Annotated in this window: 12 protein-coding genes, 2 tRNA genes and 1 riboswitch; of the genes, 3 read left to right on the top strand and 11 right to left on the bottom strand. The window is 55.8% G+C overall.

Annotation, left to right across the window (positions count from 1 at the left end; all coding sequences use genetic code 11):
- Positions 1 to 123: 123 nt before the first annotated feature.
- The gene (locus tag MJO47_RS04710; protein ID WP_253959957.1) at positions 124 to 1,272 is read right to left on the bottom strand and encodes a PQQ-dependent sugar dehydrogenase; all 1,149 of its coding nucleotides are present in this window, start codon (positions 1,270 to 1,272) and stop codon (positions 124 to 126) included.
- Positions 1,273 to 1,412: 140 nt separating this feature from the next.
- Here MJO47_RS04710 and MJO47_RS04705 point away from each other — a divergent pair, with 140 nt between their 5' ends.
- Positions 1,413 to 2,147 carry an SDR family oxidoreductase gene (locus MJO47_RS04705; RefSeq protein ID WP_253959956.1) on the top strand — a complete coding sequence of 245 codons (735 nt, stop codon included), beginning with the start codon at positions 1,413 to 1,415 and terminating at the stop codon, positions 2,145 to 2,147.
- A gap of 89 nt (positions 2,148 to 2,236) precedes the next feature.
- Here the strand turns inward: MJO47_RS04705 and MJO47_RS04700 are convergent.
- The 4 genes from MJO47_RS04700 to MJO47_RS04685 form a co-directional block, all read right to left on the bottom strand.
- Positions 2,237 to 2,317: transfer RNA gene (locus tag MJO47_RS04700), tRNA-Pro, on the bottom strand.
- A 275-nt stretch (positions 2,318 to 2,592) separates the two neighbouring features.
- On the bottom strand, positions 2,593 to 3,960 hold the full coding sequence (locus MJO47_RS04695; RefSeq protein WP_253959955.1) for a rhodanese-like domain-containing protein: 1,368 nt from the start codon (positions 3,958 to 3,960) through the stop codon (positions 2,593 to 2,595).
- A gap of 123 nt (positions 3,961 to 4,083) precedes the next feature.
- A complete protein-coding gene (locus MJO47_RS04690) occupies positions 4,084 to 4,254 on the bottom strand; it encodes a DUF1328 family protein (RefSeq protein ID WP_253959954.1) in 171 nt (56 codons plus the stop codon).
- A 163-nt stretch (positions 4,255 to 4,417) separates the two neighbouring features.
- Entirely contained in the window at positions 4,418 to 4,660 is a 243-nt protein-coding gene (locus MJO47_RS04685) for a hypothetical protein (RefSeq protein WP_253959953.1), read from the bottom strand.
- A gap of 297 nt (positions 4,661 to 4,957) precedes the next feature.
- Positions 4,958 to 5,048: riboswitch (cyclic di-GMP riboswitch) on the top strand.
- Positions 5,049 to 5,259: 211 nt separating this feature from the next.
- Here MJO47_RS04685 and MJO47_RS04680 point away from each other — a divergent pair.
- Both MJO47_RS04680 and MJO47_RS04675 read left to right on the top strand, forming a co-directional pair.
- The gene (locus tag MJO47_RS04680; protein WP_253959952.1) at positions 5,260 to 6,498 is read left to right on the top strand and encodes a cytochrome-c peroxidase; all 1,239 of its coding nucleotides are present in this window, start codon (positions 5,260 to 5,262) and stop codon (positions 6,496 to 6,498) included.
- A 123-nt stretch (positions 6,499 to 6,621) separates the two neighbouring features.
- The gene (locus tag MJO47_RS04675; RefSeq protein WP_253959951.1) at positions 6,622 to 7,338 is read left to right on the top strand and encodes a rubredoxin-like domain-containing protein; all 717 of its coding nucleotides are present in this window, start codon (positions 6,622 to 6,624) and stop codon (positions 7,336 to 7,338) included.
- Between the two features lie 194 nt (positions 7,339 to 7,532).
- Here the strand turns inward: MJO47_RS04675 and MJO47_RS04670 are convergent.
- The 6 genes from MJO47_RS04670 to MJO47_RS04645 form a co-directional block, all read right to left on the bottom strand.
- Positions 7,533 to 7,609 (bottom strand) — tRNA-Pro (locus tag MJO47_RS04670).
- A 103-nt stretch (positions 7,610 to 7,712) separates the two neighbouring features.
- The gene (locus tag MJO47_RS04665) at positions 7,713 to 8,363 is read right to left on the bottom strand and encodes an outer membrane protein (RefSeq protein ID WP_253959950.1); all 651 of its coding nucleotides are present in this window, start codon (positions 8,361 to 8,363) and stop codon (positions 7,713 to 7,715) included.
- A 72-nt stretch (positions 8,364 to 8,435) separates the two neighbouring features.
- A complete protein-coding gene (locus MJO47_RS04660) occupies positions 8,436 to 9,509 on the bottom strand; it encodes a calcium/sodium antiporter (protein ID WP_253959949.1) in 1,074 nt (357 codons plus the stop codon).
- Positions 9,510 to 9,630: 121 nt separating this feature from the next.
- Complete coding sequence (locus MJO47_RS04655) at positions 9,631 to 10,101, bottom strand: glycine zipper 2TM domain-containing protein (protein WP_253959948.1); 471 nt, start codon at positions 10,099 to 10,101, stop codon at positions 9,631 to 9,633.
- 15 nt (positions 10,102 to 10,116) lie between these two features.
- On the bottom strand, positions 10,117 to 12,483 hold the full coding sequence (locus MJO47_RS04650; RefSeq protein ID WP_253959947.1) for an ATP-binding protein: 2,367 nt from the start codon (positions 12,481 to 12,483) through the stop codon (positions 10,117 to 10,119).
- A gap of 127 nt (positions 12,484 to 12,610) precedes the next feature.
- The gene (locus MJO47_RS04645) at positions 12,611 to 13,243 is read right to left on the bottom strand and encodes a DUF502 domain-containing protein (protein WP_253959946.1); all 633 of its coding nucleotides are present in this window, start codon (positions 13,241 to 13,243) and stop codon (positions 12,611 to 12,613) included.
- Positions 13,244 to 13,311 lie beyond the last annotated feature (68 nt).

The following is a 13,311-nucleotide window of genomic DNA, read 5'->3' as shown; positions in this document are numbered from 1 at the left end:
CACACATCTGAGCCAGAATTGTGTAACGACCTTTCGGTAAACAAGGCAAATTCAACAGCGTGAAGCCTGCCTTGCGAATTTATTGCAAAAAGAGCTCCAGCCTTAAACCAAAGCGCCAAGGGATTATCTCTCTTTCTCCCCAAGCGGCTCCAGGCGTACCAGCTTCCCCTTACGGTGATCCGTCAGCAGGTAAAGATAGCCGTCCGGTCCCGACCGTACATCACGAATACGGCCCAGGGCATCTTTAAGCAGATGCTCTTCTTCGACCACGCGGGTACCCTCAAAACGCAGACGCACCAGCATCTCTTCGCGCAGCGCCCCGACAAAGAGATCCCCCTGCCAGTGCACAAAGCGATCTCCCTCATAGAATGCCATCCCCGACGGCGCGATGGAGGTGGGCACCCAATAGTGCAGAGGCTGGATCATGCCCTGCCGGTGCGTTCCCATGCCGATGCGGGTCCCCAGACCATAATTGACCCCATAGGTGATAACCGGCCAGCCGTAGTTGTTTCCCGCCCGGATGATGTTGATCTCGTCCCCACCCTGGGGCCCGTGTTCATGGGCCCATAACTCGCCGGTTTGCGGGTGCAGAGCCGCCCCCTGCACGTTGCGATGTCCGATGGAGTAAATCTCCGGTTTCCAGCCGGAATGGCTTTTATAGGGATTGTCGGCGGGCACCCGGCCATCATCATGCAGACGGATCACCGAACCGGCATGGTCATCCCATTTTTGAGCCCGCGCCATCTCACCCCGATCACCCAGCGTAATGAAAAGATAGCCGGCCCGGTCAAACACCAGGCGGGAACCGAAATGGATACCCCGGTCGGACTTGGGCTGCAGGCGGAAAATCGTTTGCACCCCCTCCAGCCGATGGCCATTCAGGCGACCGCGGGCGACCTCCGTACCGATTCCCCCTTCGCCGGCGGCTGCAAAGGAAATATAAACCAGCCTGTTTTGAGCGAAATCCGGGTGCAAGGCCACGTCCAGCAATCCCCCCTGCCCTTTAGCCGCGATGGCTGGCAAACCCTCCACTGGCTGCGGATCCAGACGTCCCTGACGGACCAGACGGAGCCGGCCCGGACGTTCGGTGACCAGCATGCCGCCATCCGGAAGAAATGCCAGGCCCCAGGGATGTTCCAGCCCTTCTACCACCGTCACCACCCGGAAGCGATGTTTCTGGCTGGAAACGGTTTCTGCCGAAGCCGGGCAGAGGCATACCACCGACAAAAACATGCCAAGGATCAAAGCAACGCGAAACTTTAGAATGGTCATCCCTGCCTCCTTTCAAAGCAGCTGGTCACTCCCCTAAATATACCAGACGCCGATCCAGGCACAGCAGGCTGCCATGGGTTGACCCCCCGCTCGAATAAATCTATGGTGAGTCTTATTCTTCGACAGAAAGGAAATCCATCATGCAAATTCAAGGAAAAACGGCTTTGGTCAGCGGTGCCAACGGCGGCATCGGGGAAGCCTTGGTGAGAGAGCTTCTGAAAAGAGGCGCGGCCAGGATATATGCCGCTGTCCGTAAATTGGAATCGGCCAAGGCGCTGACCCAGCTTGATATCAACAAGATCGTGCCGGTTCAACTCGATATTACCGACGAGGCCAGTATTACCGCAGCTGCCGCTCACTGCCGCGATATCGACCTGCTGTTCAACAATGCCGGCTGCAATCAGGTCACCAGCTTGATGAGTCCGACGGCTCTGCAGGCTGCCCGCCTGGAGATGGACATCAACTACTTCGGCACCCTGGCCATGTGCCAAGCCTTCGCGCCCCTGCTCAGAGCGCGGGGAGGGGGCCTGATCGCCAACGTCTGCTCCATTATCGGGCTGGTCAATCTGCCGGCCAACGGCACCTACTGCGCCTCGAAAGCCGCCGTGCATTCGATGATTCAGGGAATTCGGGCCGAACTCCGCCCCCAGAATATCCAGGTCATCGGTATTTATCCGGGCCCGGTCGATACCGCCATGACAGCCGGCCAGGACATGCCCAAAGCCTCATCCCTGGAAGTCGCCTTCGCCATCTGCAACGGCGTTGAAGCCGGTGATGAGTACATTTTCCCCGATCCCATGTCCAAAGAAGTCAGCGCCATGCTGGCCAAGGACTCCAAAGGGGTCGAAAAACAATTCGCCACCTATCTTCCGTAGAAGACCGATAAGCCGAACACGCCACATTGTGTTGAAGTTCAAAAGCAAAACGGCCACTTCATTGGAGTGGCCGTTTTGCTTTGTATAAATGGTCGGGGCGAAAGGATTTGAGCCTTCTCCCCCCTGCTCCCGAAGCAGGACGAGTACGCTCAGCTTCGCCTTACTCCCCAGTGCGCTCAGTTACCAGAATGACTTCCCCCAATAGACTTTTCCGCTTGGCATTCCAAAATTCATCAAAAAAATACTTACCAATCTCCTGCCGCTGTCATCCTGCCCCAAGCTTCTCTACAAAAAGTTTGATCCTATTGTCTTGGTTGTAACCAAGAAGAAACTCGTGCATTTTTAACACCACAATGAGCGAACTTTTTTACCTCTTCTAGAAAAGGAATGCAGACAACAGGAAGTCGCACGATGGTAGATCCCTTCGGCAGAAAAGCACTTTTGATCAGGATTCGATACTGCAGCCGACTGCCTGACAGGCCGCCATTGACCCCAGACAGTTCTCAACGCGTTCAAAACCGTTCCGCTTGAGAATTGAGGCGGCGATGATCGCCCGGCGGCCACTGCCGCAGAAAGTAATAATCGGCTTATCTCTGGGGATCTCGTCAAGACGCTCGGGAACATCGCCGAGAAAGATTTCGGTGGTTCCCGGTAGCCTGGCTGTCTTGATCTCTTCCGCCTTGCGCACATCCAGAAGGACGAAATCCTCATCTTGACCCATCCGGCGTTTCAGGTCGCCGGCATAAATTGTCGGGATTTGATCGTAAGCGCGACCGCTGATTTCCCAGCCATGCAGACCCTCATCAAGATAGCTGACGATGTTGCGATAACCGAGTCTGGCCAGGTAGCGGACAGCAGGTTCCACATCGGCATAATTCTGGACGATCAGACCGATGTCGCAGTCGTAAGCTATGAACCAGCCGGCATACGCCGGGATCATGTCCAGGGGAATAGCCAGGCTGCCGGGGATATAAGCGCCGGAAAAAGCTTCGGGGCTTCGGGTATCGAGGGCTAGAAGACCGCCGTCCATGCTTTTGGCAAACTCATTCGCACTGGTCGGCAGCGGACGTGGCAAAGTGGCCGGCAGGGGCGGTCCACCCAGATTCAACTTTTCCATCTGTCGAAAATAGTTCGGATAATAGTGCTGCTCCGCCACTTTCATATCGATGAACTCTGCACGGTTGGCGATCTGAAGGGCGGGATTGAATTGCCGCTCATAGCCCAGGGAAGAAAACTCCCGCGATGCCATGCCCGAGCCGCAGACCGATCCGGCCCCATGGGCCGGGTAGAGAAGAACATGGTCGCCAAGGGGCAGGAGTTTGTCGAAGATGCTGTCGTAAAGCAGGCCGGCAACCTCCTCGGCCCGCTCGGGAAAGAAATCGGTGCGGCCGACATCGCCGATAAAAAGGGCATCCCCGGCAAAGACGGCGAGTGGCTGATCACTGAACTCCCGGTCGCTCAACACCAGCGAAATACTCTCGTCGGTATGACCGGGCGTCTTGATGATTTCCAGAGCGATATTACCGAATTCAAACCGGTCCCCTTCGTCGGCAGTCCGACCATACGCGAAGAGCAGTTCAGCACCATGGTAAATAGCGGCCCCGGTCATTTCGGCCAGCGTACAGGAACCGACTACGAAATCCTCGTTGCGGTGTGTCTCGAAGATATGCGTGATTTGGGCGCCCTCACGGTCGGCTATTTCTCGATAGACTTCACAATCCAGTCGCGGATCGATGACAGCAGCTTTCTGGCCGTCGCCGACGATGTAGGACAGTTGGGCCAGGCCTTCCGATTTGATTTTCGCGAAAAACATGTCTTTCCTCCTGCGGGCTGGTCATAAATCGAAATCTTGTCTTAAAAAAGCGTAGGGATCAAATCGGGTACGACTGAGCTGACGTATGGGTTTCTTCCTTTCGTTCCAGGGTGTAGTCAACCTCTAAACCCGTGGCCGCCTAAAAACACCGGCAACCAGGGCCACCAGAAACAGTATCAGGAAAATAAAAAACAGGATTTTGGCTATGCCGGCGGCTGCAGCGGCAATATCGGTAAAGCCTAACAAGGCAGAAACGAAGGCGACCAGAAAAAAAATAAGCGCCCATCTCAACATGATTTCAGCTCCTTTCTCCCCTCAGGCTAAAAGATTGAAAAATATGTGCTGTCCGACCAGGAGTAGATACACCGCCATGAATCAATTAAAAATTTCAGGATCACACCAGTAAGAAGACCGGCATCCGGAAAAGCAAGGGTTCGGCACGGGGACTTCTGGAAGATTAATGATTCATGGATTCTTCCGCTTTCTCTTTTAACTGGCGGATCTCTTCCTTGGCCTCTTCAGCCGTTTCATCCAGACGCTCGCCAGCCTCTTCGGCCGGACCTTCTCCGTCGATCTTGTCCACGACCTCGTCGACTTTTTTCCCGGCCTTTTCCATTGGTCCTTCCTTTTCACAGGCCGTAAGCAGGCCAATCGTACCGACGGCCAGCAGCAGACGGCAAACCAACAGTTTAAATCTCATGTTCGCCTCCTTTTCCCTGAAAGGGCTTGTGACCCAAAAGTTGACAACTGCCAGGAATTCTGGTTGGAAGTCTATAAGCGGCTAATATTATATGTATGCAACAATACCAACCAACCTGATGTCGGCAATGAGACAACTGCTACTATTCAGGGTAGAAAAAATCTCCAAGGAAGAGGAGCAAAGTCATGTATTTTCAAATAAACAGACCTCTTTCTTTTGCTTGGGAGAAACTTCCTACCTAACAAAGTAGCAAACTCCCCAATTGCTACTTTGTTTTCGGCTGATACATTGTCTCAATATATGAAAGGCCAAACCCTTCGCGAGAAGGGGACGGAAAGTTACGGGTCTTTTCCTTTTCGAAAAGGGCGAAGATAGCCGGGCTGCCCCAGGAGAAATTTCCAGGCAGGCCCGGTTTTTCTTTTGGGGGTTCTTGGTACGTAGCCGGACTAGATGGATCACATACACCTTGGTCTATTTACGGACTGAGCGAAAAGGAGGTGAAAATCTAAAAGCTTAGTCATCCGTTGGCGTAAGGACAAAGAACGAATTTTGCCGATTCTTGACATCGCAATCAGACTTTTTTTGTGGAGGTAGAGATCATGAAACGAATCGTAGGCTCATTCTGCATTATCGCTGCTGTTTCCATCCTTATGACGCTGCCGGCTGTTGCTGCCGCTGAATTAACCCCCAAAGAAGAGCTTGGCAAGGCGCTGTATTTCGACACATCCCTTTCAAACCCCAGCAACATGGCCTGCGCGGACTGCCACGCCGATATCGCCGGCTTCACCGGACCCAATCCTGGTATTAATCTGCTGGATGCCATATACCCTGGCGCTGTGCATAAACGCGCCGGGAACCGCAAGCCCCCTACATCGGCCTATGCCGGCGCGAGCCCCGTTTTTGATTATGACGCCGGGGAAGGCCTTTTCATCGGCGGCATGTTTTGGGACGGTCGGGCTACCGGCTGGGTAACGGGAGACCCGTTGGCGGACCAGGCGATGGGGCCTTTTCTCAATCCGGTCGAACAGAATCTCTCCAGTGAACAGGAAGCCTGCATGATCGTGGCTGCCTCCAAATATGCCAGCCTCTATGAGGAGGTTTGGGGTGAGCCTATTGATTGCGATAATTATGACGTTGATGGCCATCTGGTCGCGTATAAAAATTTCGCTTTGTCCATTGCGGCTTTTGAGGACAGTCCAGAAGTCAACCCCTATACCTCGAAGTTCGACTACGTCCAGGCTGGCGAGGCGGTGTTTACCGAGCAGGAGCAATTGGGCTGGGAACTCTTCCAGGCGGACGGCAAGGGCATGTGCGCCCTGTGTCACCCCGCCCCCCTGTTCACCGATTTCAGTTACGACAATCTGGGTGTACCGAGAAATCCCGACAACCCCTTCTACGACATGGATGAGGTTTTCCTCGATGACGGTACCGCCATTAATGCAGATGGCGAGACCTGGGTTGACCCCGGTCTTGGCGGATTCTTGAGCACTCTCCCCGAAGCTTCCTTTGCCCTTTGGGGCTTGAATAAAACGGATGCCGTTGCTGAAAACATGGGTAAACACAAAGTGCCGACTTTGCGCAATGTCGACAAACGCCCCGGCCCGGGTTTCGTAAAGACCTATATGCACAACGGTGCTTTTAAATCGTTGGAAGAAGTCGTAAATTTTTATGATGAACGGGACATCATGATAGCTAACGGCGCCGTAGTTCCCGAGGTTCTGGAAAATATGAACGTCGCCGAACTTGGCAATCTGGGCCTGACGGAGGCAGAGGAGGCCGCTCTGGTTGCCTTCATGAAAACCCTCTCCGATGGCTACGATCCGAAGAAAGACAAGTAAGCCATCCTGAACTTCGGACCCTCATCGGCTGGCTCGTGCATTCGACGAGCCAGCCGATATTTCAGTCAGGATCTCACTGAAATCCTTCTCCCGAGCCCGATTCCCCGCCCGTGAGGTTGAGCCATGAAACAGGAACAATATGTCTGCCTGGTCTGCGGATTCAATATGGTGAATTTTCATCCGGAGAATTGTCCCTTTTGCGGAGCGCCAAAGAAAAAGTTTATTACGGCAAAGGAATGCTCGGCTCGGTTCAAGGTCATATCCAGCCCAGTCAACAAGAAGGTGACCCGGCTCAACTCTCAACCGGACCTCGGGTATGAGCATGCCGCCTATCGGCTCGAAACCGACCAAGGCGCCATCTGGATCGACTGCCCTTCTTCCTTTGACACCTCCCTGCCGCGAGTCGATACGATCCTGTTCACACATCACCACTTTCTTGGAGCCGTCAACCTCTATCGGGAATATTTTGCCGCCAAGGTAGGTATCCATCAGGCCGACTCGAATCATGAAATCTGCCGCCCATTCAGCTTTGACAACCTTTTCGACAGTAACTTCAGCTATCGTGGCATTGAAGCATTCCACCTCAATGGACACACACCCGGTTTTACTTTCTACATATTCGAAGAGACGTTGTTTATTTGCGATTACTTCTTTCTCACAGGGGACGGCATGAAGCTTAATCCCTTCGGTCCAGCCGACAGGACCATCGGAGGCAGTAACCAACTTCGGAGCTTTCTTGACGGGCGTCAGATTTCGACCGTCTGCGGGTATAACTACGTCATCGACTACCCAGAGTGGAAGCGCCGTTTCGATGCGGGAGCTCCGTTTGGGGGTTTCTGACTCTGGCTTTTGGGAACGGTAAGGGTAACCGACTGCTCATCCTCACTGCCAACCCCAGGCCAACCGCTACGACAGCATGGAAAAGCAAAAGCCAACCTCGGAAAAGTTGGCTTAATCGTGTGAAACTTATCTAAAATTTGGTCAGCTCAATAATCAAAAAGGCACCCCCTGATGGAGGTGCCTTTTATGATTATTGGTCGGGGCGAAAGGATTTGAACCTTCGACCCCCTGCTCCCGAAGCAGGTGCGCTACCAGGCTGCGCTACGCCCCGACATTTTTCCTAGATAAACCGGGCGAAAGAATTACCACGAAATCCGAGGAAAAGCAAGAAGGTTTTCCCGAGGGGAAACACCTGTGTTCCGGCCTTGCCCGGGTCAAAAGGTAACACGCGCGCCCACCAGCAAGAGATGGCTGTAATGCTCCAGTTCGAATTTTTCACCGCTGGCCGTGGTAAGTTCCGGCTTGGTTGTTCCCTGAAAGCGGTAGCCGAAATCGAGGGTCAGGGGGTCGCTGACCATGAAACCGACGCCGGCCCCGGCCTGGAAGGCAAAGACGACGTCGGTATCGTCGACAAAAGGCGCGCCGCCGACGGTGGCGTTTTCAAGACGCATTTCGGCCACACCGACTCCCAGACCGATATAGGGAATCCAAGGGAGATTGTCCCGTGATTCGCCGAAGGAGTTGAGCATGAGGCTGCGGACTTCCAGATCGCCTTCGGCGGTGGTCAGGGCGCCGGTAAAGTCCGTTTCTTTTAAAGGTATTTCGCGCAGGGCCAGTTCCAGTTCCAACCGTCCCACCCCGATATCGGGATGTTTGGTGCCAAAGTCGTAGCCCAGGGCGAAGGTCAGCGCGTTGCCCGCATCGAAATCCACGGCAAAATCCCCGGATGGTTTTTCACCCTCGGATTCGTTGACCAGCAGAGCACCGTAGCTGCCGGCGATATAGAAGCCCTCGTCCTGGGCGAAGGCCGGCAGACTGAGCAGGGCAAGAAACAAGGTCAGCAGGGCGAAGCGAGCTTTGATCATCGCGCGTATTTCCTTGGCTAGAGTGGTCTCGAAGGTTGTCACCTTAGCATATTTCGGCTTTTTGGCGAAAAATTAATCCTTACCGTAGGGAACCACACGAAAATGTCGCCAGAGGGAGATGCCGAGGGTCACCAGGGTCAGCGGGACGACGAAGATGAGAACGGCCTGCACAAAAAGCGGCTTGGCCTCATGCTCCATGGCCGTCATGATCAAAAAGGCCGCATAGATGCCGTAATAGGCAAAGAAAAGCGCCCCTTCGCGACGGGCGATGCGATGCCCGGTGAGAAAGATGGGGAGGCAGGCCACGGCGACGGCCAGCATGACGGGCAAATCGAAGGTCAGCGCCGAACGCGGCACTGGCACCCCGCCAGGCACCACAGCGGCGGTGAGGCCAAGAACGACAAGGATATTGAAGATGTTGCTGCCGACCACATTGCCGACGGCAATGTCGCGCTGACCCCGGATGCTGGCCAGCACCGAGGTGGCCAGTTCGGGCAGGGAGGTGCCGATAGCGACCACGGTAAGACCGATAACGAGATCGCTGACCCCGAAGTGCTGGGCAATAGTCACCGCGCCCTGCACCAGCCAGCGGGAGCCGAGGCCCAGCAGGGCCAGACCGCCAACAATCTGCACGATCTGCATGGGACGGGACGACGGCACGATAGCGTTATCCACCTCGTCCTCTGCCGGTTTCTGCTTATTCTCCCGCAGGCTGCGTCTGACCGTCCAGCCGGTGTAAACGATCGCGCCAAGGAAAAGGAGCATCCCTTCCCAGCGTGCCAGTGAACCGTCCAGCGCCATCCCGACCAGCAGAAAGGAAACCCCGATCATGATGGGCACTTCAAGGCGTACCACCTGGCGGGAGACCACCAGCGGGGCAACCAGCGCCGACAGGCCCAGAATCACCAATACGTTGCAGATATTGCTGCCCACCACGTTGCCAAGGGCGAGACCGGCCTGCCCCTTGAGGGAGGAGAAGACACTGACCGCCAGTTCTGGCGAACTGGTACCGAAGGCCACCACGGTCAGGCCGACCACCAGAGGAGAAATTCCGAAATCCATGGCCAGAGAGGCCGCCCCGCGTACCAGGTATTCAGCCCCGGCCACCAGCAGGGCAAAACCGGCCAGCAACAAGATCCACGTCATGAAACCCAATGCCTGCATCCTTTCCGTCTAACAATAGCACCGTTTACACCTTGGCCACTCAGACCCCGAACAGCGCCGCAAGATATTCCTTCCAACAGCCAAAGTCAATGCGGCGGCTGGATTACTGCCTTACCCGTGTGGTGCCGTCGGGTCCGCGAATGACCCGGACACGATCGCCAACCACAAAGGTTTCGTCCTTTTCCTGCACGACGATCAGAATTTCGCCGTTGTCGAGGCTGACCTCGATCTCCTGGGCGTCTTTGGTCGTCACCCCTTTTTCGGCGGCGGAACCGGCCAGAGCCCCGACAATGGCCCCGCCCACCGTGGCAATAGAGCGCCCGGCACCGCTACCGACCGCCGAACCGAGCACACCACCCATGGCAGCGCCACCGACGGTGCCTGCCCCGGTCTGCGTCCCCTCGAGCGTCACATCCTCGACTCGCAGTACCACCCCGTAATAGACGGATTGACTGGTCTGGGCCTGGTCCCGGCTATAGGTTTTGCCGGCCCGGCTCTCGGGCATGCAGGCGTTCAGCGCCAGCAAAGCAACGACAAGGGAAAATACCGGTAGAACCTGATAACCACGCTTCATGACTTCCTCCTTTTTTCAGGCTGAGCCCAGCGGCAGCCGAACAAAGACACGGGTTCCACGGCCCAGCTCGCTTTCTACCCAGATCTTGCCGTTATGGGCTTCGACCAAAGAACGGACGATACTCATGCCCAAACCCAAGCCGCCCACCGCCGTGTCCTGATAGTTGGCTCGATAGAACTTCTCGAAAACTCTCTCCGCCTGCTCGGCCGTCATGCCGATGCCTTCATCTTCGATTCTCACCTCAAACTCAGCTTCCAGGCGTTCGCCGCAGATGTGTATGGTGCCACCGTCCGGCGAGTATTTTATCGCATTGCTGAGCAGGTTATCGAAAATCTGTTCGATTTTACCGCGATCCACATTCAGAATCACCGGTTCTGCAGGCAGGTCAACTTTAATGTGGTGACGGTCCGTCTCGCGCTGATGGTGAGGAATGAGGGCGCGAACAAGGGCCGTCAGATTGCAGGGCTGCGTATCGAGCACAATGGGACGACCGGCCTCGATACGGCTGAGGTTGAGCAGATCATCGACCAGATGTTCCAGGACATCCCCTTTCTGTTGAATATAGGCGAGAAATTCCTGACGCTGCTCTTGGGTGAAAGGCCCCAGGTCATCCTCGCGCAGCAGCAGATCAGCATAACCGATGATGGACGTCAGGGGTGTTTTCAGTTCATGGGCCGCAATCGAGATGAATTCGCTTTTCATGCGATCGACTTCCCGCTCTCTTGTTATGTCGCGCAGCAGGGTGACAACGCCCGATCCCTTGCCCGCCCGCCCCTGGACCGCCGAGGAAATGGCCTGATAGTGGTGAATGCCACCAAGTTCAGGATGGGGCAGGTCCACATAAGCTACCCGGATGCTTTCCTGTCGGGCTCCCTCACCGCCAACCACCTCAAGGAGCGCCGGGTCGCGAAATATGTCATCCAGTGGTTGGCCTCTGAGATTCTGCTCTGTTTTCCCAAAGAGTTTTTCCGCTTCCTGGTTCATCAGCACCAGGCGCCTATCCTGATTCGCCACGATCAGGGCATCGGGCACCGACTCAAGAATGGCATTGACCCGGTCCCGGGAAGCCTCCGCGTCCCGCAGAGCATCCCGCACCGTCTCTTCCGCCTCTTTAAGCGCCGTAATATTGACATGAGTGCCGATCATTTTCAGCGCCTGTCCGTCTTCGCCTCGCTGAATGGCTTCGCCGCGTCCAAGCACCCAGACCCAGCCACCGCCCTTGTCCCGCAGACGGAACTCGCGCTCGAAGCGCTCCCCCCGATGGACGCGGCAGGCTTCGAAGTTCGCCAGCGTATCCTGCCGATCATCGGGATGGAGACGTTCCTGCCAGCTGGCCATATCGGCAGGAAACTCCCCTGGCTCATAGCCGAGCATCCGGTAGTAATTGGGGTTGAAATAGACCTGGCCGCTCGCCAGATCCCAAGCCCACAACCCGTCGCTGGTCGCATCCATGGCCTGACGCAAGCGCGCTTCACTCTCACTCAACGCCTCATGCAACTGATTCACAGTTCGGTAGCGCCAGTAAAGCAAACCGACAATGGTGCCTGCCAGCAAAGCCGACATCAGCACCAGAATGCGCTTCACCGTCCAGTAGGGGGCAGGCTTTCCGTACCAGCGGATATAAATTTCCCGGTATTGCGGCGAGGCGACTAACTCGCGAATGCCTTCATTGAGTTTTTCCACTAAGTGGGGATTATTCGGAGCCACAGCCATGGCCCGCTTGCTGTTGAGCAGGGGCTTTCCAAGGATGCGGATGCGGTCCTCCAGCTGGGCGTCACGGGCTTCCTTGAGAAAAAGATTCTCGCCGGCGACAAAGGCATCCTCCCGGCCGGCGAGCAAAGCGAAGAGACCTTCTGGCACGCTTTTATAGGAGCGGATATCGAGGCCGGGAATCTTCTGGAGATGGGCAAGAATGAAGCTGCCTTCCGTGGTCCCTACCCGCGTACCTGGTTCCAGACCCACTACTTCTGCGTCGCGGGACCGGACAAAAACGGACACGGGGGTACTGTCGATCCCTTCGCTGAAGACAAGCTGCTGCTGTCGCTCTTCGCTGACCGCCAGGCTGGCGGCCACATCGGCCTGGCCTTTGCTGACCAGCGCGATGACCTCCGACCAGGTGTCGCCAAAAACGTAGGTGGGTTTAAAACCCTGTCGCCTTGCCACTTCTTCGAAAACATCGATGGCAAAGCCGGCGGCCCTGTTCTGACCGGGGTCATAAAACTGCAGCGGTGGGGAGTTGCTCAGAACCGCCACCCTGACGGCAACAACAGCTGGCCGACCGGGATCAGCCGCGACCACGGCAGGCAGCCACAGCAGAAGACAACCCATAAGGGTAAACACAAAGAGAGCCCTCTGCTTTGAAGACGCTTGGAAAAGACCCATGATTCTCCTTCGCGAAAAAATGCAGAACAGACTTCATCTCCTGGATGAGGATAGATCCGTTTGATTTTTCAAAGAATACCACGCCGGCGGCCGGCTTCCAGAGACCTGCAGGTGATCCCGGTGTTCCCTAGAGCGAACTCAGGGGCTTCTGGGGAGGCGCGGGACGGCCTTTTTCAGTAAACATACCGGCGGTCACCGCAAAGCCCATGGCTCGCTGCATGGAGATATCCACCGGCTTCACTGCCGAGCGCGGCACCATGACCGTATAGCCGCCAATCTGGTAGGACAGGGGAAGATATACAGCCACCTCGCCCTCATGGCCAATGCCCTTGGGGAGATCGTGAAAATCGGTACGGGTGACAAATCCGAGGAAGCGCATGGGCATCCCCCCCACATTCAATTCGAGGGTCACCACCTGATTGAACTCCCGGTTTCTCTGCTGGGAGAAGAAGCCGACGAAATCCTTCACCGATCCGTAGAGCGTCTTGACCAGAGGGATGCGGTTCATCAGCGATTCGCTGAAATCGAACAACCGCCGTACCAGGAAGGCATTGAGGGCCAACCCCAGCAGAAAAACGACAAAAACACCCGTCAGCAGCCCCATGCCCGGCACATAAAGGCCCTCGGGTACAACCGTCTGGATGACCCCACCCAGAAGCTGTTCGGCGGTGGTGGCAGACCAGAATAGAATATAGATGGTCAAGGCCGCCGGCAGAATGGCGGCCAGCCCCTGAAACATGATGCGGCCGAGTCGTTTCACTAAAAAATCCTTTCCTTTTTCACGCTGGAATTGGTGCCTATAGTTAATGCGCCGCCCCTTAGGCCGGC

Origin of the sequence: Desulfuromonas sp. KJ2020, assembly GCF_024197615.1 — a bacterium.
GTDB lineage: Bacteria > Desulfobacterota > Desulfuromonadia > Desulfuromonadales > SZUA-540 > SZUA-540.
The sequence above is the reverse complement of the archived record's forward strand: the minus strand, read 5'-3'. Positions and strand labels throughout refer to the sequence as shown.